A 24828-nucleotide genomic window follows, 5' to 3' on the forward strand; every position below is an offset into this window, starting at 1 on the left:
AAAAATGATGTTTTTGCGGGATATGCTTCCCGTTGGATGACTGCGACGTTATCGGCCCTGGATCTATCAGCCAATTCCCCTATTGGCGTACTCCCCTTGACGATGCCCGCTAAAAGCCGAACCCTTGGCCGATATTTCGATGATGGAGCCAGGTACATGCATCTGTTCAGGGAAATCGGCATGCATGCGGGGTTGGGTCGCACCCTGTCCCAGATCGGCACTGAGCGGTTCTGGAAACAGCTGGTGCTGTTGCTGCACCAATGCCTGCCCTTCGATAACGCCCTGGCGATTTTCTACCCGCTGGATGGCCCGCCCCAGGCCCTGGAGGAATACGACGCCCAACCCAGCAGCAAACCTGCTTCGATGCTGGTGTACCTCAATGGCCTGTACCTGCTCGATCCGTTTTACCAGGCGTGCCGCGAGCACTATGCCAGCGGCGTTTACCGCCTGGAGGAAGTGGCGCCGGACCATTTCCGTCAGAGTGAGTACTTCCTCAACTACTTCCACGACAACGTGTTGGAAGACGAGGTGCAATTTATCCTGCAATTGCCCGGCGCGGGCACGCTGTCACTGTCGCTGGGCATGCAGCGACGGTTCAGTTTCGAGGAAACCGGGCTGTTGACCACGCTGGCGGCCTGGGTGCTGCCGCTGATGCTGCAGCACTGGCAACAAAGCACTCAGCGGGCTCCGGCGATGGACAGCCAGATCCGAGACGCATTGAGCCACTTTGGCAGTGGTGTGCTCTCGGATCGCGAACTGGAAATCGCCCGCCTGGTATTACGCGGTTTTTCTTCCAAGGCCATGGCCGAACGCCTCAAGATCTCGCCGGACACGGTGAAAGTGCATCGTAGGCATTTGTACGCCAAGCTGGACATCTCGTCCCAGCCCGAGTTATTTTCATTATTCATCCAATCATTGGGGCACGACCTGGATAATCCGTAGGTTTAATCCGAATGAAAGAAGTTGATATGCTCCGGCAATAGATTGACACCGTCAACGCGCACAGAAAAGTTCGGACCCTCAGGGGTGACTTTGATATTCAAGGTACTCACGCCAAACTCATGACTCAACTGCACATCACCGACGTCCACGGGTGGGCCCGGTTGAATGTTAATGGCCGATATATTGTGATCTTTTAGTACCAATGACACATCGATCTCGTCTTCCTTGGGGTTGAAGTTCAAGATCGTGTCCGGATCATCGCTGAGGGAGTCGGTACTTTGCTCATATTTGAATGTATTTTCACCTTGCCGGCCCACCAGTTGGTCGGCGCCACCGCCGCCGATAAGCACTGAGGGCTCGCGGCGCTGGGCTTCCAGGCGCTCGCGCTGGTCTGTGCCGCGCAAGACAGGATGGCTATTTTCTGGCTGGGTCCACGTGCCACCTGTTGGAAGGCTTTGTATGGAAGACATTTAAATCACCTTTTAGATAATGCGTTTATGTGAAAGTGTTACGTGCAGCGGACCGAAATCTCTCACACTGCAAACAACACTTTCCATGCGTAATATTTGACATCAAATGTCTTAAATATGACGTCATTATCTATTCAAGCGCTTTCGACGGTTAATGCCTGCCAACGGATATGCAAAAGACTGGCTTACAGGGTAAGCCAGCTCACTTGATCAGCGCCCTGTGCGAATGGTATTCCACACTCGCGTGCGAATCCGATCAATGTTCAACGGCATGGCTTCCAAGGCAAACAACTTGCCCATCATATCCGGGCTCGGATACACCTTGGTGTCCGCCTTGATCGCCGGATCCACCAGGCTATCGGCCGCCGCGTTGCCGTTGGCGTAATGCACGTAGTTGGTAATGCTGGCCATCACTTCCGGGCGAAGCAGGTAGTTCATGAAGGCATAGCCGGCTTTTTCATCGGGCGCGTCGGCGGGCATGGCGACCATATCGAACCAGATGGCCGCGCCTTCCTTGGGAATGTTGTAGCCGATGTTCACGCCGTTCCCGGCTTCCTTGGCGCGGCTTTCGGCCTGCAGGATGTCGCCGGAAAAGCCGACGGCCACGCAGATATCGCCATTGGCCAGGTCGGCGGTGTATTTCGAGGAGTGGAAATACGCCACGTAAGGCCGCACTTTCATCAGCAGGTCTTCGGCCTTTTTGTAGTCCTCGGGCTTTTTGCTATGGTGCGGCAAGCCCAGGTAGTTCAGCGCTGCCGGCAGCAGCTCCGGGCCGTTGTCGAGGATGGCTACGCCACATTTTTGCAGCTTGGCCATGTTTTCCGGCTTGAAGATCAGGTCCCAGGAATCCACCGGCGCGTTATCGCCCAACACGGCCTTGATCTTGTCGATGTTATAGCCGATACCGGTGCTGCCCCACAGGTACGGGAAGCCGTGCTCGTTGCCCGGGTCGTTGTTTTCCACGGCCTTGAGCAGCACCGGGTTGAGGTTCTTCCAGTTGGGCAACTGTCGCTTGTCGAGCTTTTTCAGGGCGCCGCCCTGGATTTGACGGGCCATGAAGTGATTGGACGGGAACACCACGTCGTAGCCGGATTTACCGGTCATCAACTTGCCGTCGAGGGTTTCGTTACTGTCGTACAGGTCGTAGGTGAAACCGATGCCGGTGTCTTTCTGGAAGTTCTTGGTGGTGTCCGGGGCGATGTAGTCCGACCAGTTGTAGATCTTCACGGTCTCGGCGGCCTGGCTGATGGAGGCCAGCAACATCAAGGGCAACAGGGCAATGGCTTTCATGGTTCGATTTCCTGGCGGTTTTAGGGCTGTTGTTATGGCAGGCGATCAAGGATCAAAGCGTTACAGGATCAATACGTAGGTCTTGCGCACGGTTTCCTGGATATCCCAGGTGCCGGTGCTGTTGGCCGGCAACATCAGTGCGTCGCCGGCTTGTATATGGAGGGGTTCACCGTTATCGGGGGTGAAGGTGCAGCGGCCCTGGATGAAATGGCAAAACTCCTGGGACTTGATCTGCCGGCGCCAGCGCCCCGGGGTGCATTCCCAGATACCGGTCTCGACCCCATCATCGCGCTCCACGCTCAAGGTCGAGGCCACGGCGATAGGCTCGCCCAGGGGCGCGGCGACCGGTGAGGAGTCCGGCAGACGGGTGTTCAGTGCGTCTTTGAATTGCGTGATGCTCATGGGCTTTTCCCGTGTGAGTGGAACGACTTAGTGCATGAAGCCTTCCATGAACCCGGCGATGCCGGTTGCCAGCCTGCGGCGCCAGGGCGCGGTATTGGGGTTGGCCAATACCTGGTCCTCATGGACAAAGCTGCGGATGATCGCGTTATAGCCCAGCCAACGGCACGGCTCGGGCTCCCAGGCCTTGAGGGCTTGCAGGCCGCGTTCGCGAATCACCCAGGGTTGACGGGTCAGAGGCGTTTCAAGGCCCAGTATCAGATCGGCCAAGGTGCGGCCGCCAAGGTTGGTGGCGCCTACGCCCTCCCCGCCATAGCCGCCGGAAAGCGCAACGCCGGTTTTATGGTCGCAGAGCATGTGCGGACGGAAATTGCGCGACATGCCGAGGTTGCCGCCCCATGAATGGGTAATCCTTACCTTCTTCAGCTGTGGGAAGAGTTCGCCAAACAGGTAGCGACGCAGCTGCACTTCGCTGTCGGTGAGATCAAAGTTGTGGCGCAACTTACCTGCAAATTGATAGCCGCCTCGGGCGCCGAACACCAGGCGGTTGTCGGCCGTGCGCTGGCCGTAGGTGACTTGCCTGCTGCTCTCGCCAAACGCCTGGCCCCGGTTGAGGCCGATTTCATCCCACGTGCTGGCGGGCAAGGGTTCGGTGGCGACGATCAGGCTCTGTACTGGCAACTGGTAACGGCCCAGGAGCGGCAAGGTATTGGCGTAACCCTCCACTGCTGGCACTACCCAGGCGGCACGCACACTGGCCTTGGCCGTGCGCAGGCTGCCGGATTGCCAATGGGTCACCGGGCTGTTCTCGTAGATGCTCACACCCAGGTTTTCAACGGCCCGCGCCAGGCCGCGCACCAGCTTGGCCGGGTTAATGGTCGCGACATGGGGTGCATAGATACCGCCATAGGGCTTCGCGATACGGACCTGCTCGGCCAACTGCTGCGGGCTGAGCCAACGGTAGTCATCTTCGGTAAGGCCCTGGGCATACAGCTTGTCCAGGTACTGGCGCAGGCTGGCCTCCTGCTCGGGGTAACGTGCGGCGCAATACAGCGCGCCACCTTTGCGGTAATCGCAGTCGATTCCTTCGCGGGCCAGCACCTGCGCCACTTCATCAGGGATGCCGTGCAACAGGTCGAACGAGGCTCGCCGTTGTTGCGGGGCAAGGCCGGCCAGCAGGCGGTCCTCGCCCAGCAGATTGCCCATCAGCCAGCCTCCATTGCGCCCGGATGCGCCAAAGCCGGCGGTCTGCGCCTCAATGATGGCGATTTTCAGCTCCGGAGCCTGGCGTTTAAGGTAATAGGCGGTCCATAGGCCGGTATAGCCGGCGCCGATGATCGCCACATTGACATCCAAGTCATGCTCCAGACATGGCCGCGCCTCCAGCGGGTCGTCCAGCTGGTCCATCCATAGACTGATAGTGCGCCATGCCGGCATGCCAGGTTCCCCTACCTCGTTTCGATAGGGTCGATCCTAGAGCGCGGCGTCAGGGGCTGTCTTGCGCGCGTGCACGCAGGGAAATTTGTTTAACGTAAGCCTTGGGCGATTGGCCGGTGTGCTGGCGGAAAGCACTGTAGAACGCCGAGAGTGAATTGAACCCGGCGGCAAAAGCCAGCTCATCGACTTTGACAGGGGCAGTGGCACTGTCCAGCGCGGCCAGCAGATGCTGGAGCCGCGCCTGGTTGACGTAGCGGTAGAAGCTCTGCCCCAGCACCTGATTGAGCAGGTAGGAGATCTGATTGCGGCTGTAGCCAACTTCCTTGGCGACCCGTTGCAGGTCCAGGTCCGGATCCAGATAGGGTTGCCTGGATTCAAAGTACTGCTGCAGGTCATTAGCCATATGCCCCAATTGCTGGGGCGACAGGCCCAGGCGACTGACCGTGGGGCGCATGGACTGGGCAGGCTGCTCATGCACCAGGGATGCATATTCATTGACCCTCCAGATCAACCCGTCGCGCACGGTAATGGCTTCGCTGGTGCGAAACGACACCAGGCCCTGGCCGCCCCGCAAAGTGATGCGGTACTGGATAAACGCAGTGTCCCCATCGGCACGGATACGGTCGGTATGCTCAATCGCCTCGTCTGCTTCACGGGGCATGCTGGCCTTCAGGTACTCGCGCAGTTCGGCATAACCCATCACACGGTTCTGGAAGAAGTCGTGGTACTGAATCTCAGGGTGGTAATAAGCCATGACCCCGTCCAGATCGCGATGCCGCCAGCACAAGTGGTGACGCATCACCAACTCGCCGGTGGCGAGGGTGTTCTGGCGGTCATCGTCTGGGGCGATGTCGGGCATATTTGGCTCTGCGACGAGTAAACAGCTGAGAGTGCCGAATTTTGCCGGCGCCTTCAATGGCCAATTGGCACTTCTGGATAATGGCCTTTTGCCTGTTCTGCGGTAGGACATGACCCAGGTCAAGACCCCGGAAAAGAACCGCCGAACGGGGTGAAAAAAGTCACCTTGTACTTGCGAACGAATGCTATTTTTAAAGCTCTTCAACGCCATGACCAGTGAAGGTCCTGGCCCCCTGCCGCGAGCTAAAGGAAGCGCTCAATGAACAAGGTGGGCAACATGAACAAAGTGACATTTCCCAACGCCTGCCAGTTGATGCGCTGGCATTTCCATCCGCTAGGCTTCGAGGGCAGCATGGACGCCCCCGGTAGCATGGTCGCCCGCCTGTTTGACCGGGCCAGCGGCGAGACATTGATCGCCATCGCCGGCATCCCCTGCGCCACCGTGATGAACGCCGCAGATGTGGAGCGCATCATCGAGGCGGTGGAGGATGAGCTGGAATGTTTCGTGCCGCCGTTGTCGTTGCGGGCCTGAATACTATTTTTCAGCCCCCTCCCTCATTCAGCTGTGTATCAGCTGTGAGGTCAACGCTGGTCATCGAAAAAGGCTTTTTTGCCATCCACCCGCTCTGAGGCCCTGGGCACATTCACGCCCTGGCCTTCCGGCTTTTCCACATACCAATAGCACTGGCTGACCGCTCGGGTAATACCGACATAGGTCAGGCGCAATATTTCTTCTTTCTGCGCAGTGTCATAAGGTTCGCTATCACCGTCCTTGCCCAGGCCTGCCATGCGGTAGACCTGATTCTTGTACGGCGAGCTGGTGAGATGCTGGCAGTCCCCCAGTAGAAATACCGCATCCGCCTGCAGGCCCTTGGCGCTGTGATAGGTCAGCTGTTTCAATCTGCGCTCGTGGGGCGGCAAGTTAGAATCTACATTAACTACAGACTGAATATGCTCCTGAATCAGTAGCTTATCGCTGCTTTTTCGATACAGCATCAGCACCGTCTCGCCCCGCTGATAGTGCTCCAGCAATCGCCGGCCCAGCGCCGCATCGTCGCGTTCGAGTACCGTCACAGGCACGAGCGCCTTGGGCGCGCCACTGGCTTTGGCCTTCTTGCCGGGAATCGCCGGTGCGCTGCGCACGACATGTTCGGCCGCATCGATGATGTGCTGGTGGCTGCGATAGTTCTCCGCCAGCATCACTCGGGTGGTAGTTGGCGAAGCAAACTCGTTATTGAAGTCCATGAAGTACTTGGGCGAACTGCCACGCCAACCATAGATTGATTGCCAGTCATCCCCTACGCATAGCAAAGAAGAACGCTGTGCGCCGCGCCCCACATGCATCGCCGGGCCGCGACTGCGGATCTCCCTGAGGCTTGCGCGTATCCACGAGACAATCTGTGGCGAAACATCCTGAAATTCGTCGATCATCAAGTGCGACATAGGCCGCAGCAATGGATCACTGAGCAACTTGAGGTTTTCCGGGGTGTTTTCACCGAACAGGGAGAACATCCGGTTGTAGGTCATGATCGGCGGCGATTGATCCAGCAGGTGATCTTCCAGGGCCTTCCAGAAAATGCTCAGGGCCTCAAAGAACAACCGATCCGGATCGTCCTTGGCAAAGCGCATCTGGCCCACGGCCGTCGGTACGTCCAATCCGAGGTTCTCGATAAACCCGGCAGCCATCACAAAACTATCCAACAGCGGCGCCGAGGCCAGCTCGCCCTTGACCTTGTAATCAAACCCAGGCCCGGCCGTTGCATCACCGGCCAGGCTGCTGATCAAGCGCTTTGAAGCCTCATAGTTATCCAGCCAGATCATAGGCTTACGACAGAAAGCTTGAAACAGTGTGCGCTTGACCGCCCACTCCGCACGCACGGATAGTTTCGAGTTCGGTCGGCTGAGCTGGGCGTTTTCCCGCGCATCGAAACCTAGCACCACCCACGCATCCAGCGCCGGGATATAGCCGTGACAATGAAATTGCGCACCGTTGACTTCAAAGGTCTGGCGGCTGGGCTCTATGCCCTTTATCGGCCACGCCCCGGCGCGAAACCACAGGTCTTCGATCACATCGCAAAGTTCGTCATCACGTTTGGCCGCCAGTTCTGTCACCGCGATGCGTTTTTGCACGTCCGGATGATCGCGCTCCAGCTCCTTGAGTTGCAGACCTTGGCGGGCCAGCGGCGCAATCAGCTCGCGAAAACGCTGGTGGTGGCCATACAGGCGGTGATAACAGGCATTCATCTGTTGACGCTGGGCGTCGCCGATGCGCAGATCGAAGGGATTGCTGTCGGCGTCCGCAAAACCGTCGCTGAGGTTTTCAAAGGCCTGCAGACGCTCGAAGCCCGGCAGGCTGCGCACCATTGGCAGGATGCGCGAATGGAAGGTACGCACTACAGCCTGGGCTTCCTTCATGCCAAGGGGTTGGCCCCACAAGCTGAGAATATCCATGAGCTTGTGAATGAAGTCTTTACGCGACTCGCGAGTAAAGGTCACCACCGTCATCGAACTCAGCTCAAAGCCCAGGTAATGGGTCAGCAGCAGGATGCGCAGCACCAGGGATGTGGATTTACCCGCGCCGGCCCCGGCGATCACCGAAGTCGAGGGCGTATCGCTGAAGATCATCTTCCATTGCGCGGCACTTGGCTGCGCATGGGCCGGCAGCAGCCGCGCCACATCCGCCTTCATGCGTTTCTTCACATCCGCCGTGAGCGGCAGCCGCCAATCATCGAACAGGCTGTCATCCACCCCCGGCGCAGGGTGTTCGTCGGGGCGGAAGTCGCGGATCAACAGGACCTGCCGGCCCTCCTCAATGCCATCGGCCTTGCCCTCGCGATAACCATATTCCACACCCGCCTCGTGCCCACTGCGAAAGCCGTCGGCTTGGCCATGCAACCAAGAGAACCGGTGCTGCGCGCGCAAACGAGTGAGGCCGTGGCCGAACAGGCGAGCAGCCAGTCGTTTCAATAGCGGCATTTCGGCCAAGGGGCGCAGTTCGGGGGGCAGATCAGGCTTGTGTTGCGGCACGCGGACTCCTGCGATGAGATTAGCTGTGATGAGGGCGTCATGGTCGCCGGAATCGGCGCTCAGTTCCAGCCAATTGCTTTGCTGTCATGCAGTTAGGCGATGAAGTGAAAGTTGTTACAGACGACATCTATCGAATATATGGATAGGAATCAGGCAGTTTTTACGCTTTTTATCGATGTTGCGGTGCCGGATGATAGGCCCATCAACAGGAGACGATCATGCTTGAACTTCGACCTTTCCACACCCTGGGCGGCGCCCATCACGGCTGGCTTGACGCCCATCACCACTTTTCCTTCGCTGAATACCACGACCCCGAGCGCATGCACTGGGGCAACCTGCGGGTATGGAACGACGACATCATCGCCCCGGGCAGCGGTTTCCCCCAGCACCCGCACCGCGACATGGAAATCATCACCTACGTGCGTGAAGGCGCGATCAGTCATGCTGATAACTTGGGCAACAAAGGCCGCACCGAGGCTGGTGATGTGCAGGTGATGAGTGCGGGCACCGGGATCGCCCATAGCGAGTACAACCTGGAGGCTACACCGACCAAGATTTTCCAGATCTGGATTATCCCGAATCAGGCTGGGCTACCGCCGTCCTGGGGCGCCAAACCGTTTCCACAAGGTAACCGTGAGGGATTTGTGACACTTGCCAGTGGTAAGGCCGGCGACAGTGAAAGCCTGAGCATTCGTGCCGATGCACGCTTGGTGGCAGCGAACCTGAAAGACGGGGAAAGCGCTGAGTACCGACTGGACAGCGGCCGCCGGGCGTACCTGGTGCCGGCCACGGGTGTGATTGACGTCAATGGTTTGCGGGCACAGGCGCGAGATGGCGTGGCGGTTGAGGATGAGCAGGTGTTGCGGGTGACGGCGATCGAGGACAGCGAGATCGTGTTGGTCGACCTGGCCTGAGCTTGCGCCCGATGCTGGCCTTACAGCAGAACGCTATCTGACTGACGCCCTGATCCAATATGGGAGGGGGCTTGCTCCCGATGGCGGCCTGATGTTGGATTAGACCGAGTACATATACGCCCCATCCAGGGTTACTGTTGACTGCTAAAAAGTTGCGTTGATACCCATGCCCCGACGAGGGCGTATCAGTAAATGCATCTGTGGCTGCCCCATCGCCATCGGGAGCAAGCCCCCTCCCACAGGGTCCTGCGGCGCACCCAAAGGTGTGGATACCCATGCCCCGGTGAGGCGGTGTCAGTCAATGCAACTGTGACTGACTCACCGCCATCGGGGCACGGACCTTCCCACATTGGGTTCGGTGTGATTACTGGGCGATCGCACCGTCTACAAGTACTTGCGCCTCCTCCACCAACCGCTTGAGGTGATCTTCGCCGATAAAGCTCTCGGCATAGATCTTGTAGATGTCCTCGGTGCCCGATGGCCGTGCGGCAAACCAACCATTTTCGGTCATGACCTTCAAGCCGCCAATTGCCTGGTTATTGCCTGGTGCATGGCTGAGAATCTGCTGGATGCTCTCCCCGGCCAATTGCGTGGACGTCACCTGCTCCGGCGCGAGCTTGCCCAGCAGGGCTTTCTGCGCCGGGGTCGCCTTGGCATCGACGCGAATGGCAAACGGCTCGCCCAGCGCGTCGGTCAGGCCGCGGTAGATCTGGCTCGGGTCCTGGCCTTTGCGCGAGGTCATTTCCGCCGCCAGCAAAGCCGGGATCAAGCCGTCCTTGTCAGTGCTCCATACCGTGCCGTCCTTGCGCAGGAACGAGGCACCGGCGCTTTCTTCACCACCAAAGCCCAACGAACCTTCGAACAAGCCGTCGGCGAACCATTTGAAGCCCACCGGCACTTCGTACAAACGGCGACCGATACGCGCAGCAACGCGATCAATCAAGCCGCTGCTGACCACGGTCTTGCCCACGGCAGCATCAGCGCGCCAGTCAGGGCGGTTCTGGAACAGGTAATCAATGGACACCGCCAGGTAGTTGTTCGGCGCCAACAGGCCGCCGGACGGGGTGACGATGCCGTGGCGGTCGTGGTCCGGGTCGCAGGCGAACGCGACGTCGAAACGCTCCTTGAGGCCGATCAGGCCCTGCATGGCGTAGCTGGACGACGGGTCCATGCGAATCTGGCCGTCCCAGTCGACGCTCATGAAGCGGAAAGTCGCATCGACTTCGGTGTTCACTACCTCCAGGTTCAGACGGTAGTGCTCGGCAATCGCCGACCAGTAGCGCACGCCGGCCCCGCCCAATGGGTCCACGCCCAGGCGCAGGTCGGCGCTGCGGATCGCATCCATGTCGATCACATTGACCAGGTCGGCCACATAGCTGTTGAGGTAGTCATGACGATGGGTGGTGTCCGCCTTGAGCGCCTGGGTGTGGGTGATGCGCTTGACCCCGGCCAGCTTGTTGGCAAGCAGTTCATTGGCCTTGGCTTCGATCCACTTGGTGACGTGGGTATCGGCCGGGCCGCCATTAGGCGGATTGTACTTGTAACCGCCACTCTGCGGCGGGTTGTGGGACGGTGTAATCACGATACCGTCCGCCAGGCCGCTGGTGCGACCACGGTTGTAGCAGATGATCGCGTGGGAAATTGCCGGGGTCGGCGTGTATTCATCGCCTTCGGCCAGCATGACGTGTACGCCATTGGCGGCCAATACTTCCAGGGCACTGGCACCGGCAGGTGTGGACAGCGCATGGGTGTCCAGGCCCACGAACAACGGCCCGTTGATGCCTTGGGCTTCGCGGTACAGGCAGATGGCCTGGCTGATCGCGAGTACATGCCATTCGTTGAAGCTCAGCTCGAATGAGCTGCCCCGGTGCCCGGAGGTGCCAAAGGCCACGCGCTGGGTAGAGATTGCTGCATCAGGCTGGCCGGTGTAATAGGCCGTGACCAGTCGCGGGATATCCACCAGCAACTGGGCCGGCGCCGGTTTGCCCGCAAAAGGACTGATAGTCATGCATAAACCTCGAAAAGAAGGATTCGGAAAAGTGTCAGTTTACTGGGACTTGGACTACTGCGCGACGGTATAGATCCTACAGCCTGAAGAGAAATTTCAAACACTAGGCGGTCTGCGCCTCGAGCAACGCCTGAGCCAGCGCATCCAAAGTGACATCCAGATTGGGCTGCCCGGCGAACGTATGGCTCAAGCGCATATGCTGATGGTGCAAGCCGCTGAGGCTGAATAACTCACCCGGCGCTATCACGACCTGTTGCGTGAGCATCCGCTGAAAGATCAGGCGCATATCCACTGGAGCCACCGACTCCAGCCAGAAACTCGCCCCGGCGATGGGCACCCGATAGCTCACGCGCCCTTGCATGCGTGCGTCCAGTCGCTGGCTCATGGCTTGCGCTTGCTCCTGTAGAAGTTGGCGCAATGCCCGCAGGTGCTGGTCAAAGCGCCCGCTCTGATAAAGCCGGGCAATGGCCCGCTGACGGATTGAGGACAAACGAAATGAGCGCAGTAAAAACTGGCGCTGCAATTCACTGCTCATTTGATGCGACAGTAAATAGCCAAAGGGCGCTTCCGGACCCAACACCTTCTCGAACGACGAGAACACCATCAGCCGCTCCGGGTTGACCAGATGACGCAAAGCCGCCTGGGATGGCGTATAGCTCAGCTCACCAAAGGTGTCGTTCTCCAGCAGCCAGCAACCGTATTGCTCGAGCAAATGCGCAATCTGCAACCGCTCCGGAACCGATAACGCCGTACCTGACGGCATGCTCACCACCGATGACAGCAGCACCAGGTGCACGGGTTCGTGGCGCAACAGGTGCTCGAACATCGCCAGGTCGAAGCGGCCATCGGCGAGCCAGGGCAATTCGATCACCCGTACACCAGCAGCCTGCAACAGGCGCAAGACCCGATAATCACAGGGTGACTCGGTCACCAACACAGTGCCCTTGAGACCCAGGGCGTCAATCAGTATCTCCAGTACACCCTGTAGATCTGCCCCGATATATACCTCATCGGCCTGCCAGCAGCGTGTAGGCGACGAGGTATAACGTGCTGCCAACGCTGCGCGCAGCTCCCACACGCCACAGGGTTGCGACCAGGGCTGCAGTTGGTGCGGGTAGCGGCGCACCAATTTGCGCTCCAGTGTCAGCAAGTCACCATCCAGCGAGCCCAGCAGCGCCGGTTCATCCCCACTGAGCACGACCATGGCCGGCCGCCGCGCCGCCGCGTAGAGCCTTTCGAGCAGGTCAGCGCCCGCCATCAGCTGCGGGTTGGCGGCTACCGGCCAGGCGAAGTATCCGGACTTGGCCACCGAGTACACCCGCCCTTCCTTCTCCAGCAGCGAGTAGGCGTATTGGATCGTCGAGATCGACACGTTCAAGCGTGTCGACAGCTGTCGCAAGGATGGCAACTTGACCGGTGTTTCCAGGCTGACTTCGTTGATCAGGTTGATCATGTAGCGGTAGACCGCCTGATAGGCAAAGTCTGCCTGCCGCTCTCCCCGAAGGTTCATGGCCGCTCACCGGCCCGTACAGACGAATACACGCTAACGCCCCGATAACCGTGCAGTCGGTGCTTCAGACTGCGTGAATCGCGGCTTGCGTGCCAGGATGCCACGCTCAACCTGCAGCGGGCGCTTGCGGTACACGTGCTGCAATATCGGCAACGGCAATCCGCTGGTATCCACCAGCCACTGTTGCAGCATGTCTGGCGCGGGCTTGCCTTGGAGCGCCTTGTGCAGTTCGGGGAGCGCCACCAACATGCCAGGATGGCATTGACGCAAGAAGCCCTCCAGCCGCTCGCCGTGCTCAATGAAGGGTGCGAACAGCAGGCAGGTCAACTGACCCTCGTCCAAGCCGAAAAATTCTTGGGCATAGGTGGTGGACAGGATGCGCCCATCCTCGCTTGACGCCTCGGCGATCAATGCATTTGGGATTTTCCTACGGCGCATATAGTCCATCGCCTGGCGAATAAAACTCTCGACGCCATGCTCATAAGAAAGCTCACGCAGGCACTGGGCCTGCAAGCCGTGCAAGTGAGCCATGAGTAATGGATTGGGGGCGGCAGGATGGCTGAAGTGAAAATCAAACGGGTCCTGCTTGTGCGCCAGGAAGTCAGTCAGCAGCGTAGATCGGGATACATCCACATCATCGAGCAAGTCGGCAATGCCGATATAGGCCAGATGACGGTACCCGCCCCGGCCCAGCTCCTCTGTACCCACATAATGCTCGCCATAGAGATCACGGTAGCAAGCGATACTCCACTCCTCCATGCGTGCAAACAGCCGGTTGAGCGACATCGGTTTGCCACGCGCGAAATCAAGGCCGGTTGCCAGCGCGGTTTTTTTCAGCCACGCCAGGTATTGGCTTTGCTTGCGTGGCGAGTCACCGCTGACCATGGCATGCACACCGCCGTTCCAGGTGGCGACGCATTGGTAGAACTCACCGAAGGCCAAGTAGGTGTCGTTGCACAGTGTGGCGCGGATATCGCCGGACGTCAGGTGGCCCAGCAGCAGCATATTGCGCTGACTGACCTCACGCCCGACGCTGGAAGCCGGGCGTTGCGGATTGAAAGGCTGGACGTCGCGGTTCTCGACCATCAACAGCTCCACACGCGGGTCGTCATGAAAGAAAAGCGCGCTATAGCCTTGGTTCAAGTTGTCGAGGGTGGCCTGCGTCATGCCGGCATAGCGCAGGGTAGCAACCCGCAGGTGAAACGTCTTGGGCGCGCGCCCCGCGATGGTCAGTTGCGCGGCTCGCAACATTGCCAGTGTGTAACTGCTGACCTCGCCGCCGCCGTGGGTGATCAGCACTTTGTAGTGCCCCACTTGCTCCATGCCGCCGGCTGCCACCACAATTCGCTGGACCAACAATTGAAGTACAGTCCGCTCGGCCCGCGTGAAATGCCCGATCATACGCTGCAGAACTTGTTGGTAAACATAGTTCATGGCTTGTTCATGAATTGCGCTCATTATTCTACTACCTGAGTTGAAGTGTCAGTTTCAAGCAACTATCAATATGAATTGCTCGACCCATTACGACTGTAGGTGTGTCGGCTGCCACACGGCGCAAAGACAATTAAACATTAGCACCTTGCAATAAAAGCACCGGCAACCCCCATGCCTTCCCACTGTGGCCCAACCCCGGGGAAATCGCGTTCCAGCTTGACATAGACGCGTTGGGTTACCGGCCCTAGGAATACTCCGACAACTTCCTACACTGTTTTAACTAAAAAACCAGGGACACATCTGACGAGTATTAATCACCCATTTCAATCTGCTCCTTGCAAAACAACCGGGCGCTTTCAGTACACTTTCAGGGTGCACAGAGACGCCTTGCTTAGTTCCTGAAGTACGCTGCGGGAATATCAGGTTATCAATCATTGCTCAATCCTTGAGATGACAGGGTAGGCACAATTATCGGCGCTCAAGTAATGATTAACAGATACAGACTATCGCCGAAAACCCGTTCAGATTTGCCAGGTCCCAGACATTAATGGCGCCCACACGACAGCGCCGCACTGGGTTTCAGGGCGGCGTAAGGGAAAAAAGGTATTGTTTGCGGGGTGGAGCCCCCCTGGCCAGGCTCAACCCGGGGGTGGGTTAAGCCCTGTCAAATGGCGCATTTGCCTCATCGGCTCAGACGCCAGCGTATTCATTTGCGAATACTCCTACAGCTCAAACAGCTTCAACCTGCAAGGCGACACGCTCGCGGCATGGGCATTCGTCCATATAGCGATGGGCTTCAACGAACTGATCGAACGCAAATACCGTGGTTTTCAGTGGGACAAGCACGCGGTCGGCCGTCAACTGGTTGATATCACGCAAGGCACGCTGCAGTGCCACCTGATCCTGGACGATGCCCAGCTCCGGCTTGCCGGTAAAGTTGCCGATACAGTGCACGAAGAACTGAATATTCTTCTGGAACGCTGCACAGGCCGGGAATGGCGTCTGGTTGCCACCTTGCAAGCCATACAACACCAGGCTGCCACGGGGCGCCAGGACGTCACCCAGCAACGACATCTGCGGGCCCCCCAGGCCATCGAACACGACGTCGACGCCACGGTTGTCAGTGAACTTGTTGATCTGCATCAGCAGGTCTTGTTCCTCGGTGACAATGACCTTTTCCGCCCCGAGGGAGAGCAGGTATTCGCGTTCGGCGCTGTTTTTCGTCGCGGCAATCACCCGCACACCCAGGGCCTTGCCCAGTTGCACAAAGGAAGGGCCGGAGCAGTGGCTGGCATCGGTCACCAGGGCAAACTGCCCGGGCTTGACCCGCGCCAGGTCCATATAGGCGAAATACGCAATCAGCAACGGCGTGTAGTGCACGCTGGCTTCAATCGGGCTCAAGACATCCGGGTAACGGGTCAGGGCAGAACGCGGCAAGATGATCTGCTCGCCATACACCGGGTAATCGTTGGGGCTTTCGGCCGGAAAACTGGCCACCTTGTCGCCCACAGCCAGGTCATCCACGCCGTCACCCAACGCGACAACCACACCCGCCATTTCATGCCCCAGGCCCGAAGGCAGGCGAGCATGGGAAGACGCCAGGTTCTGGCGCCATAGAATGTCGTACCAGCTGATGCCAATCGCCTCGACACGCACCTGCACTTCGCCCGGTGCGGGCTGCGCGGCTGCATGCTCTTCGCATTTGAGCACCTCGGCCGGACCAAACTTGTGAAAACGGATCGTGCGGGACATCGCAAACCTCGTCAAAGTAACCTCTAATGCCATGAACTCTATCTGGGCTTTCCAAGTAAGGCCACCGGTCGCCATTAATAGTCGACATGCCTGTCATTGATTTCGCGAAGGAGGAGCAGACCTCAACTATCGTAGGAAAAATCAATTAGCCGGTGCAGAGTACCAGCCTTTCCCCGTAAGATTCATGCCGGTCATGCTGCTGAATCGTACGATATGGCCGCTCACGTCAAGTTTACAGACTCTTCCAGGACACAAGATGAACCGTAACGACCTGCGTCGTGTCGACCTTAACCTCTTGATCGTATTCGAAACTTTGATGCATGAGCGCAGTGTGACCCGCGCCGCCGAGAAATTGTTCCTCGGCCAGCCGGCCATCAGCGCGGCCCTATCGCGCCTGCGTGGGCTGTTCGATGACCCGCTGTTTGTACGCACCGGGCGCAGCATGGAACCCTCGGCCCGCGCCGTAGAGATCTTCGCCCTGCTCTCCCCGGCCCTGGACTCGATCTCCACCGCCGTCAGCCGCGCTGCCGAATTCGACCCGGCCACCAGCACTGCGGTGTTTCGAATCGGCCTGTCCGACGACGTGGAATTCGCCCTGCTGCCGCAGTTGCTCAAGCGCCTGCGCGCCGAAGCCCCGGGCATCGTGCTGGTGGTGCGCCGCGTCAACTACATCCTGATGCCCGGCTTGCTCGCCTCGGGTGAAATCTCCATCGGCGTCAGCTACACCGCCGATCTGCCGGCCAACGCCAAGCGCAAGGTACTGCGCCGCAGCCTGCCGAAGCTGCTGCGTGCCGACAGCGTGCCAGGCTCATTGAGCCTGGACGACTTCTGCTCACGCCCCCATGCCCTGGTGTCCTTCGCCGGCGACCTGAGCGGGTTTATTGATGAAGAGCTGGAGAAGCTCGGCCGCAAACGCCATGTGGTATTGGCGGTCCCGCAGTTCAACGGGTTGGGCACGCTGCTGGCGGGTACGGACATTCTGGCCACCGTGCCGGATTACGCCGCCGAGGCGCTGACGTCGGCAGGTGGCTTACGCGCCGAAGACCCGCCGCTGCCGGTGCGTTCGTTTGAGCTGCACATGGCCTGGCGTGGGTCGCAGGACAATGACCCGGGTGAGCGGTGGTTGAGGTCGCGGATTCAGATGTTTTTTGGGGATCCTGAGAGTCTTTAGGCGTTGTCGGGCAGGCTGTTTATCTGATCAATTTTGCCTTTCGACAAACCATGGAGCTCCATTCACTTCCGGTGGATTGCTACATTGGGGGCATATTTGAGGGCATGCTTTGGATGGTTTGAAAAGGATGCCCCCAGCCTGGGGCCAAGCAAGCTATTGATGAGGATGGGTGGACTAAGGGAGATATGAACCCTCGGCCCTACCCCGTATCAATGGCCGAGCCGTAGTGAGCGCACCACCCACCACGCTGGACAAATGCGTGCAAATGTAAAAAATTATGATGGCATAATGCCTCGGCAACCTGCAAAATCCACACGTTTCCAACGGATTTGAAGGAGCGGTTCCGATGACATGGCCAGTCACGCTGAAACTCGACAGCGCAGCCTACCCGCTCAGCGTGGTGCAACGCGCCGCTTATTCCCTAGCCGACACTGTCACGATCCAGGTCGGTATTGAAGCAAATCAGATAAGCCTCACGGCCCACCCCGCTAAATCAAGGCTAACGCTTTCCCCGGAGCAGGCTCACTCGCTGATCCTTCAGCATCTGAACGACTTCGCCCTACGCGACCATATCAACCGCGAAACAGTAGGGTTGCGCGAGGTCCTGGCCCGAGCCGCTCTCGCTGGATGTGGGATTTCCCAGTGACACTGATTGCGACAGACGCCAAGCACTACCGCTTGCTGCCTTTTCGATTCATGCGCATGAACACGGGAAATGACCGTGACATCCTGCTCACCTCCGATACCGGTGAGTACATGCACGTGAACGACGCGCAATTACGAGCCCTCAGTTACTTCGACGTTCAACCAAGTACGCCTTTTTACAAGGACCTGCTGGCCCGCCACTTCATCTACGAACCAGGCTGCCACGACCCGTTCCCGGAAATGGCCGCGCAGTATCGCAGCCGCAAGGACTTTCTCTTCCAGGGCCCTGCTCTGCACTTGTTCGTGGTTACATTGCGCTGCAACCACACCTGCCAGTACTGCCAGGTGTCGCGGGCCCCTCTGGGAGGATCCGGCCACGATCTGTCGGAAGCGGATGCGCAAGCGGCGGTCGATCGCCTGTTCGAATCGAACGCTCCCGCCTTGACTGTGGAGTTTCAGGGTGGCGAGCCGCTTCTGGCCTTCGAGCGCGTCCGCCAGATTGTCGAATGGGTCGTCGAACGAAACGTGGTCGAACAACGGGATATCCAGTTCGTCATCACCACCACGCTGCACCACCTGACGGAGGAAATACTCGACTTCGCAGAACAAAATCGCATCCAGTTTTCGACCTCGCTCGATGGGCCGGCGCCCTTGCACAATGCCAACCGCCCAACCCCGTCACGAGACTCCTACGAGCGCACTGTAAAAGGCATCCAGTGGGTCCGTGAGCGCCTTGGCCATGATGCGGTTTCCGCGCTGACCACGCTGACTTCAAGAAGCCTCGAACAACCTGAAGCGATCATCGATGAGTATGTAAGCCAGGGCTTCTCCAGCATCTCGCTTCGGCCTCTGAGCCCTTATGGGTTTGCCACCAAGAGTGCCCTTCGACTTGATTACCCTATTGAGCGATACCTGGCCTTCTACAAGAAGGCACTTGCCTATTTGCTGCATATCAACCAACAGAGCGTATACCTCTCAGAGAGTTATACGAGCCTGTTGCTGAAAAATATCCTAACACCCTTCTCCTCCGGCTATGTAGACCTGCGCTCCCCTGCTGGCGCAGGCACTGCAGCGCTGGTTTACAACTATGACGGTTACGTCTATCCCTCGGACGAAGCCCGAATGTTGCTGGAGATGGGTGAAGACGGCTTGAGGCTCGGCACCGTACAGCAACCCTTGTCTGAATTACTCGCATCGCCCGTTATGAATGCGTTGCTCGCCAGTGGTGTAGCAGAGGCGCTGCCGGGCTGTTCCGACTGCGCACTTGTCCCGTACTGTGGTGCTGACCCCGTCGAACACTATGCCCGCCAAGCTGACCCAATCGGACACCGAGTGTTCAGCAGCTTCTGCAAGAAGAACATGGGGCTGCTGAAGCATCTTTTCGGCCTGCTTTGCGATGGCGACGACAACGTGCAGAGAGTGCTGCTGTCTTGGTTGAACAGGCGCGCTTACAACGATGTTCGATTTCCGGGTTACAGGGGCTGATGGCGATGCTGCGCAAAGATACCCGCTTCGAAATCCATCACCTGAATGAGCCGAAACTGCTCAAAGTCATCACTCTGGATGAATTCATCGAACAAGGCCTGGCTGTTTGTGCCGGAAGCGCTGAATTCGGTGACTTGCTGCTTTGGCTGCCAAACGAAGAACGGCTACGGAGCCCGCATCTGCTCTCATTACCAGTGGGTGGATTCTTGATCCCGGAGCCATTGATCGGCGACTTCGACTGCGCGCGGCCATACCTGCACACCCCCAACGATGCGGATGTCGTGCAGCCCGGCGATGTCATTGCCATCACACCAGGCAGCGCGTTGGTGCGAGTGCTCTATCGACGAGGCTCAGACAGCAACCTGCTGTTCATGACCGATCGTTGCAACAGCCTCTGCCTGATGTGCTCGCAGCCGCCCAAAGATATCGATGACCGTTGGCACATCGAGGAGAACCTACGACTGATCGACCTGATGGACTCGGGCGAGGAGAATCTGGGAATCAGCGGCGGAGAACCCACGCTTTATCGCGACGGCCTGCTCGAAATCCTGGCCAAGTGCAAAGCCGTTTTGCCACAGAAATCCATTCATGTACTCAGCAACGGGCGTCTGTTCCAAGACCCGAGCTGGATCGCTGCGCTCTCTTCCATCGGTCACCCTCAGTTGAGCTGGGGCATCCCGCTGTATGCCGACAATGCCGAAGACCATGACCATGTGGTGCAGGCTCCAGGCGCTTTTAGTGAAACCCTGCAAGGTCTTTACAATCTGGCGCGCGCCAACCAGATCATCGAGATACGCGTGGTGCTCAATCGCCTGACCACGCCACGCTTGCCCGAGCTCGCCCACTACGTGTTCAGGAACCTGCCCTTCGTGCGGCATGTTGCGCTGATGGGTATCGAGAGTACCGGCCTGGCCAGAAAGAACTACGAAGAACTGTGGATTGACCCGCTGGACTATCAAAAGTCGTTGAGCCAGGCCGTGTATTTCCTGTTCAACCGCGGAGTTCCGGTTTCGATCTACAACTTGCCCCTGTGCCTGATCCCGGCCCACCTCTCGCGTTTCGCCCGCCAGAGCATCTCCGACTGGAAGAACCTGTTCATCGATACCTGCCAGCAATGCGCTGCCGTCAAACATTGCTCTGGCTTCTTCAAATCCCACACCGACCGCTGGCAGAGCCGCGGCGTACAACTACTATCGCCCGAGGCCTTTAGCGCCTATACAAGGAGTGCACAGTGAAATTGCTCGACCGCTGGAAAGTCCTGATCAGTGGGATCAGCTTGCTGCCAATGGCAGGTACGACTCTGGCACAGGCGGGCCAACTGTCGCTCGCCGATGCGAACTGGCAACCCAACGACAAGCTACAGCCCCCAGTATTTGCCGATACGCTCAATGCGCCAGACACCGTCAACATCTATGCGGCACATCGCTCGCACAGTTCACACCGGTCCCACAGTTCGCACAGTTCTCACTACAGCGGCTCGGGTGGCTATAGCGCACCTCGCTACTACAGCCCACCCGCTACCAGTACCCGAAGCTACAGCGCGCCGAGTGCTTCGAGCAGCACCCCAAGCAGCAACAGCCTTTATCAGTCGTCTGGCACTACCAGCGGGACAAGTTCGAGCACTTCAAAGAGCCGCGCGACCAATGAGCAGAAAAGCAACCTGGTCACCCGTGTGCAGACCGCGCTGATGGTGCGCCAGTATTACCAAGGCACCATTGATGGGGTGATGGGCAAAGCAACACGTGGTGCGTTGATGGCCTTTCAGATGGACAGTGGGCTGACCGTGAATGGCCGGATGGATACGGCCTCGCTGAATGCGTTGGGTATCAAGATTCCATAAGTTGTTGACGCTGATGCGATTTTTGACCCAGGCTACCGGAACTCATTGACCCACCCGAGTACTCAAGAAGTGATTACCTTGCGGGTGATTTCGGAGGCAGCGTGTGGGCCAGTCAAAATCAGCAACCTGGGTCAAAATCGCATCAGCGCCGACAATCATGGGCTTATCTTGCACCGCAAATAGGTCGATTGGCTGGAGATGCAGCAAGTCGTCACCAGCCACCGTCGCTGCCACCGACCGACACGGATCTGACTACTCTTAGATAAGCCGATGCTCGCGCAGAAACCTCACCTCCCCGCTGAAATTTAGGAATGTGCATGACTGCTGCCATCAGTGATTCAACAGCCCAAATCGCGTTTTCAATGTTTGAAAACAAAGGCGTCTACGCAGTGCTTCTTGGCTCGGGGGTATCACGCTCGGCGGGAATACCGACCGGCTGGGAAATCACTATGGAGCTGGTGAAACGATGGGGCATAGCGTCTGGTACCGGCGAACAGGAAGATTGGCTCGCGTGGTACGTAGGTCAAACAGGAGAGCAGCCCAATTACTCCACGTTGCTCGAACGCCTGGCGACAACCCAGACTGAGCGGCGAGCCATCATTCAAGGCTTTCTGGAACCTAGCGAAGACGAGTTAGAGGATGGCCTTAAACTGCCTACCCCCGCACATCGAGCGATCGCTGCGATGATCAAAGCGGGTTATGTGCGCGTGATCATCACGACGAACTTCGACCGACTCATGGAAAATGCACTTCGCGATGTCGGCGTTGAGCCAACTGTAGTCAGCTCAGAAGACACCCTCGGAGGAGCGGAGCCACTCACTCATGCGTCCTGCTACATCCTGAAGATCCATGGTGATTACAAGGATGCCAGGATCCTCAATACCGATGGGGAGCTGGGCAAGTATCCGCCAGCGTTCAATACGCTGCTTGACCGCATCATCGATGAGTTTGGGCTGATCGTCGCGGGCTGGTCAGGTGAGTGGGATCATGCGCTGAGGGCGGCTTTTTTGAGGGCGCCCTCCCGTCGCTACCCGACCTACTGGCTTTCGCGAGGAAAATTGAGCGAGCGTGGCCAAGAGCTCATCACTCAGCGGCGCGCCAACGTCGTGACGGGCCTGGATGCCGACACCTTCTTCGATGGGCTGAACCTCAAACTGGAAACCATCCAGCAATCCCGCCTGCAGAACCCAGCCGGCATCGAGCTGACTCTCGCTATGGCCAAACGCTTTATGGCCAGACCCGAACACAGGATTCAGCTCGATGATTTAGTGACAAGCCAGGCTCATCAAGCGATCAGCCATCTGGCTCCTCTCTTCACAGAACGACCTCAGGGCAGCACGTCCAAGGACTTTATCGATCTGGTTGAGATATACGAAGCGGCCATCGAGCCACTAGCACGCCTTTGTGCAGTGTTAGGGCGATGGGGTGCAGGTGTTGAGCATCTGATCGTTTTGGATGCGATCAAGGGCCTGCACGCTGCGTCTCAAGTCGAGCAGTCAGGCTGGGCAGCTGGACTTGCATTGAAGAGTTACCCGATAGCACTTGTTACCTATGCGTATGGCATGGGACTTGTGCGGGCCAATCGCCTGAGCGAGCTAAACGAGCTGTTTAACACGACCCTTATCAATCGGCGCGAAATGCCTTTCCCTGTGGGAGTTGATCTATCACCGTTCTACGTTGAGGGAGCCAATGGCCTGCTTGAATTATGGAGGAGCTTCGAAGACCAAAGTAGAGCTCTTACCCCCTTGTGCAACCGACTCCATGACCGTCTTGCGTCTCGGTGGGCGCCTGACTTCGCAGGTCTGCAGGATCACGGGCTGCTTTACGAACGTTTTGAGTTTTTCAGTTTCCTGTTCTTCTGCGAGCAACGCGGAGTCAGTGAAGAGTCGCTCGCGGATGCCGTGAAAAACCACGATTTCAAAAGAATCGCATTGGGCCGGCTTTCCTGGCATTCAGAGACCATCAACCGCTTCGCTCACGAATATGCGACCAGCGAGTACAGGGCCCCGCTGCTGGCAGCAGGGTTCGCACTTGGGTCGCAAAGCTACCTGGAGCAAATTCTTGAAGGACTGAAGCGGCTGTCCAGGTACTGACGCCTCACGCATTCCAATTAATGCAAATACGATTCAAATGGGGTACATGCGTTTGCTGCTGAAACTCTAAGACAAGTTTTGATTCTGGCAGCAGGCATCGAGGGAGGTGATTTATGCGTTCTTCATCAACGAAGGAGGTAGCTTGCTGACTGCCTGTAGGCTGCGTTGGGGGCTCAGTCCACAACGCCCCCCCTGCGACAGCCTTTTTTCGAATGGAGCAAAGGATGACGCCGTACGACACAGTCCTTCAGATTAAAATCCCAAACCATGTGTTCGCAAGCAAAATGGCATAATATGCCAATGATCAGAAGAAACTGTTTACCGAAAGCTGGAGCTCATTATGGCAACGAGAAACGTTGTACTTACCCCTCACCAAGAACAGGTTATCCAGGATCTGGTGCAGTCCGGCCGTTATCAGAATGCCAGCGAAGTGATGCGAGAAGGTTTACGTTTATTGGAGCAGCGTGTCGCCGAAGACACCGCCAAAATTGAAGCCCTGCGTCAGGCGACCTCGATTGGCATCATGGATCTTGAACACGGGCGCTTTACTCAGGTGAACGAAGAGGATATGGAGCACTACCTCGAGGGCTTGAGCCTGGAGGCAACCCTCCCCGCGAGAGAGAAACACTGAGCATGCCGCAGTATCAGATTTCCAACGCGGCGCGCGCCGACATTGTCGACATCCTCAGGCTCTCCCAGACGCAGTTCGGCGATCAAGCACGCCAGCGCTACCAGGCGCTGATCCTCGCGGCGCTGCAAGCGCTTGCCGACACGCCTTATCGCATTGGCAGCCACGACCGCGATGAACTTGCACCGGGCCTTCGCAGCTATCACCTCATCTATTCACGCCAGCAGGCCAAACAAACCCATGGAACGGTCAAAAGCCCACGCCATATAGTGTTCTATCGTGTGACAAACGACGACGTGATCGAGGTCGTCAGACTCCTTCATGACGCCATGGAAGTGCAGTTGCACTTGCCTAACGACTGATTAGCGACCTGGCCCAACGGCTTAACTGGCCAGGAATAGCGAAGTCCGTCGGAGATCGCCATTTGCGATCACTCGCACACTCGGTATGAATGGGGGGCAAAAGTGGGGGCAAACGAAAGTGTTATCGACCTGAAAACATCGTCCCAGAGCCTAGTCAAAATGTTCTTCGGGGACCCCGATAGCCTGTAATGGAGCCCCAGTGAATCCCATAAAACTGTTTTATAACAATAGGTTATTGGCAATTTAAGTTCATTGTCGCCTGTCTAAATCCAATGGATTCCACGACTCATGGGGACATAGTTGGGGGGCAAATTTCGGTTCCTTGAAAAGGATGCCCCCACCGATGCCCCCGGAGGGCGACGAGTTCTCCGGGCGGATGCTGGGAGCCATCAACTCAATGTTGGTGGATATGATGGCCGCCATCGCGCAAGGACGAGCAACCCCGCGAACGTCAGGCTCAGGCAGTCGTCAGGCGCGCAATGTGACAACAAATGGTCGATAGACGACGACGAGCTGCGTCCTTGATTGCAGCATAGATCGATAGGCAGTTATCGGCCACGAGC

21 protein-coding genes and 1 pseudogene are annotated in these 24828 nt (G+C 58.0%); 12 read left to right on the forward strand and 10 right to left on the reverse strand.

Annotation, left to right across the window (positions count from 1 at the left end):
- Positions 1–156 precede the first annotated feature (156 nt).
- Positions 157–942, forward strand: coding sequence for a helix-turn-helix transcriptional regulator (locus tag BLU48_RS10975; RefSeq protein ID WP_057022358.1), 786 nt, complete (start codon positions 157–159; stop codon positions 940–942).
- Positions 943–944: 2 nt separating this feature from the next.
- Here BLU48_RS10975 and BLU48_RS10980 read toward each other — a convergent pair whose 3' ends face one another.
- The 5 genes from BLU48_RS10980 to BLU48_RS11000 form a co-directional block, all read right to left on the reverse strand.
- A complete protein-coding gene (locus BLU48_RS10980) occupies positions 945–1412 on the reverse strand; it encodes a M10 family metallopeptidase C-terminal domain-containing protein (protein ID WP_057022359.1) in 468 nt (155 codons plus the stop codon).
- A 210-nt stretch (positions 1413–1622) separates the two neighbouring features.
- A complete protein-coding gene (locus tag BLU48_RS10985; protein ID WP_057022360.1) occupies positions 1623–2702 on the reverse strand; it encodes a polyamine ABC transporter substrate-binding protein in 1080 nt (359 codons plus the stop codon).
- Positions 2703–2762: 60 nt separating this feature from the next.
- Complete coding sequence (locus BLU48_RS10990; protein WP_057022361.1) at positions 2763–3104, reverse strand: cupin domain-containing protein; 342 nt, start codon at positions 3102–3104, stop codon at positions 2763–2765.
- Between the two features lie 27 nt (positions 3105–3131).
- Entirely contained in the window at positions 3132–4538 is a 1407-nt protein-coding gene (locus BLU48_RS10995) for an NAD(P)/FAD-dependent oxidoreductase (RefSeq protein WP_057022362.1), read from the reverse strand.
- Positions 4539–4587: 49 nt separating this feature from the next.
- Positions 4588–5397 (reverse strand): AraC family transcriptional regulator, encoded by an 810-nt coding sequence (locus BLU48_RS11000; RefSeq protein ID WP_057022363.1) that lies wholly within the window; start codon positions 5395–5397, stop codon positions 4588–4590.
- Positions 5398–5655: 258 nt separating this feature from the next.
- Between BLU48_RS11000 and BLU48_RS11005 the strand changes: the two genes are divergently transcribed.
- Positions 5656–5928 (forward strand): DUF1652 domain-containing protein, encoded by a 273-nt coding sequence (locus BLU48_RS11005; protein ID WP_043049399.1) that lies wholly within the window; start codon positions 5656–5658, stop codon positions 5926–5928.
- Positions 5929–5978: 50 nt separating this feature from the next.
- Here the strand turns inward: BLU48_RS11005 and BLU48_RS11010 are convergent, their stop codons facing one another.
- The gene (locus tag BLU48_RS11010) at positions 5979–8423 is read right to left on the reverse strand and encodes a UvrD-helicase domain-containing protein (RefSeq protein WP_057022364.1); all 2445 of its coding nucleotides are present in this window, start codon (positions 8421–8423) and stop codon (positions 5979–5981) included.
- Between the two features lie 218 nt (positions 8424–8641).
- Here BLU48_RS11010 and BLU48_RS11015 point away from each other — a divergent pair, with 218 nt between their 5' ends.
- Positions 8642–9337 carry a pirin family protein gene (locus BLU48_RS11015; RefSeq protein ID WP_057022365.1) on the forward strand — a complete coding sequence of 232 codons (696 nt, stop codon included), beginning with the start codon at positions 8642–8644 and terminating at the stop codon, positions 9335–9337.
- Positions 9338–9701: 364 nt separating this feature from the next.
- On the opposite strand, the gene pgm is transcribed toward BLU48_RS11015, so the two are convergent.
- The 4 genes from pgm to BLU48_RS11035 all read right to left on the reverse strand — a co-directional run bounded on the left by pgm (position 9702) and on the right by BLU48_RS11035 (position 16041).
- On the reverse strand, positions 9702–11345 hold the full coding sequence (gene pgm, locus BLU48_RS11020) for a phosphoglucomutase (alpha-D-glucose-1,6-bisphosphate-dependent) (protein WP_057022366.1): 1644 nt from the start codon (positions 11343–11345) through the stop codon (positions 9702–9704).
- A 103-nt stretch (positions 11346–11448) separates the two neighbouring features.
- Entirely contained in the window at positions 11449–12855 is a 1407-nt protein-coding gene (locus BLU48_RS11025; RefSeq protein ID WP_057022367.1) for an aminotransferase-like domain-containing protein, read from the reverse strand.
- Between the two features lie 33 nt (positions 12856–12888).
- Positions 12889–14313 carry a hypothetical protein gene (locus BLU48_RS11030; protein WP_124356121.1) on the reverse strand — a complete coding sequence of 475 codons (1425 nt, stop codon included), beginning with the start codon at positions 14311–14313 and terminating at the stop codon, positions 12889–12891.
- Between the two features lie 705 nt (positions 14314–15018).
- Positions 15019–16041, reverse strand: coding sequence for a zinc-dependent alcohol dehydrogenase family protein (locus BLU48_RS11035; RefSeq protein ID WP_043049405.1), 1023 nt, complete (start codon positions 16039–16041; stop codon positions 15019–15021).
- Between the two features lie 256 nt (positions 16042–16297).
- On the opposite strand from BLU48_RS11035, the gene BLU48_RS11040 reads away from it, so the two are divergent.
- The 9 genes and pseudogenes from BLU48_RS11040 to BLU48_RS32265 form a co-directional block, all read left to right on the forward strand.
- Entirely contained in the window at positions 16298–17212 is a 915-nt protein-coding gene (locus BLU48_RS11040; protein ID WP_046068070.1) for a LysR family transcriptional regulator, read from the forward strand.
- A gap of 346 nt (positions 17213–17558) precedes the next feature.
- Complete coding sequence (hxsD, locus tag BLU48_RS11045; protein WP_057022369.1) at positions 17559–17858, forward strand: His-Xaa-Ser system protein HxsD; 300 nt, start codon at positions 17559–17561, stop codon at positions 17856–17858.
- Entirely contained in the window at positions 17855–19342 is a 1488-nt protein-coding gene (gene hxsB, locus BLU48_RS11050; RefSeq protein WP_057022370.1) for a His-Xaa-Ser system radical SAM maturase HxsB, read from the forward strand. Before hxsD ends, hxsB begins: the two co-directional genes overlap by 4 nt.
- A complete protein-coding gene (gene hxsC, locus BLU48_RS11055) occupies positions 19342–20577 on the forward strand; it encodes a His-Xaa-Ser system radical SAM maturase HxsC (protein WP_057022371.1) in 1236 nt (411 codons plus the stop codon). Before hxsB ends, hxsC begins: the two co-directional genes overlap by 1 nt.
- Positions 20574–21182, forward strand: a complete 609-nt coding sequence (hxsA, locus tag BLU48_RS11060) for a His-Xaa-Ser repeat protein HxsA (RefSeq protein ID WP_057022372.1) — start codon at positions 20574–20576, stop codon at positions 21180–21182. Before hxsC ends, hxsA begins: the two co-directional genes overlap by 4 nt.
- Positions 21183–21499: 317 nt before the next feature.
- Positions 21500–23275 carry an SIR2 family protein gene (locus tag BLU48_RS11065; RefSeq protein ID WP_057022373.1) on the forward strand — a complete coding sequence of 592 codons (1776 nt, stop codon included), beginning with the start codon at positions 21500–21502 and terminating at the stop codon, positions 23273–23275.
- A gap of 340 nt (positions 23276–23615) precedes the next feature.
- Positions 23616–23906: a type II toxin-antitoxin system ParD family antitoxin gene (locus tag BLU48_RS11070; protein WP_057022374.1), complete on the forward strand. Its 291-nt coding sequence runs from the start codon at positions 23616–23618 to the stop codon at positions 23904–23906.
- Positions 23907–23908: 2 nt separating this feature from the next.
- The gene (locus BLU48_RS11075; protein WP_057022375.1) at positions 23909–24265 is read left to right on the forward strand and encodes a type II toxin-antitoxin system RelE/ParE family toxin; all 357 of its coding nucleotides are present in this window, start codon (positions 23909–23911) and stop codon (positions 24263–24265) included.
- A 352-nt stretch (positions 24266–24617) separates the two neighbouring features.
- Positions 24618–24732, forward strand: a pseudogene (locus tag BLU48_RS32265) (recombinase family protein); the annotation flags it as partial.
- Positions 24733–24828: the final 96 nt, after the last annotated feature.

The sequence above is a fragment of the Pseudomonas synxantha genome (assembly GCF_900105675.1).
Classification (GTDB): domain Bacteria; phylum Pseudomonadota; class Gammaproteobacteria; order Pseudomonadales; family Pseudomonadaceae; genus Aquipseudomonas; species Aquipseudomonas synxantha.

Bases quoted from the DNA above. Each gene is read 5' to 3' on its own strand.
- BLU48_RS11025 (WP_057022367.1), bottom strand. From the start codon at position 12,855: ATGAACCTTCGGGGAGAGCGGCAGGCAGACTTTGCCTATCAGGCGGTC.
- BLU48_RS11075 (WP_057022375.1), top strand. From the start codon at position 23,909: ATGCCGCAGTATCAGATTTCCAACGCGGCGCGCGCCGACATTGTCGAC.
- BLU48_RS10995 (WP_057022362.1), bottom strand. From the start codon at position 4,538: ATGCCGGCATGGCGCACTATCAGTCTATGGATGGACCAGCTGGACGAC.
- BLU48_RS10980 (WP_057022359.1), bottom strand. From the start codon at position 1,412: ATGTCTTCCATACAAAGCCTTCCAACAGGTGGCACGTGGACCCAGCCA.
- BLU48_RS10985 (WP_057022360.1), bottom strand. From the start codon at position 2,702: ATGAAAGCCATTGCCCTGTTGCCCTTGATGTTGCTGGCCTCCATCAGC.
- hxsC (WP_057022371.1), top strand. From the start codon at position 19,342: ATGGCGATGCTGCGCAAAGATACCCGCTTCGAAATCCATCACCTGAAT.
- BLU48_RS11000 (WP_057022363.1), bottom strand. From the start codon at position 5,397: ATGCCCGACATCGCCCCAGACGATGACCGCCAGAACACCCTCGCCACC.
- BLU48_RS11065 (WP_057022373.1), top strand. From the start codon at position 21,500: ATGACTGCTGCCATCAGTGATTCAACAGCCCAAATCGCGTTTTCAATG.
- hxsD (WP_057022369.1), top strand. From the start codon at position 17,559: ATGACATGGCCAGTCACGCTGAAACTCGACAGCGCAGCCTACCCGCTC.
- pgm (WP_057022366.1), bottom strand. From the start codon at position 11,345: ATGACTATCAGTCCTTTTGCGGGCAAACCGGCGCCGGCCCAGTTGCTG.
- BLU48_RS10990 (WP_057022361.1), bottom strand. From the start codon at position 3,104: ATGAGCATCACGCAATTCAAAGACGCACTGAACACCCGTCTGCCGGAC.
- BLU48_RS10975 (WP_057022358.1), top strand. From the start codon at position 157: ATGCATCTGTTCAGGGAAATCGGCATGCATGCGGGGTTGGGTCGCACC.
- BLU48_RS11040 (WP_046068070.1), top strand. From the start codon at position 16,298: ATGAACCGTAACGACCTGCGTCGTGTCGACCTTAACCTCTTGATCGTA.
- BLU48_RS11015 (WP_057022365.1), top strand. From the start codon at position 8,642: ATGCTTGAACTTCGACCTTTCCACACCCTGGGCGGCGCCCATCACGGC.
- BLU48_RS11070 (WP_057022374.1), top strand. From the start codon at position 23,616: ATGGCAACGAGAAACGTTGTACTTACCCCTCACCAAGAACAGGTTATC.
- BLU48_RS11035 (WP_043049405.1), bottom strand. From the start codon at position 16,041: ATGTCCCGCACGATCCGTTTTCACAAGTTTGGTCCGGCCGAGGTGCTC.
- BLU48_RS11005 (WP_043049399.1), top strand. From the start codon at position 5,656: ATGAACAAGGTGGGCAACATGAACAAAGTGACATTTCCCAACGCCTGC.
- BLU48_RS11030 (WP_124356121.1), bottom strand. From the start codon at position 14,313: ATGAGCGCAATTCATGAACAAGCCATGAACTATGTTTACCAACAAGTT.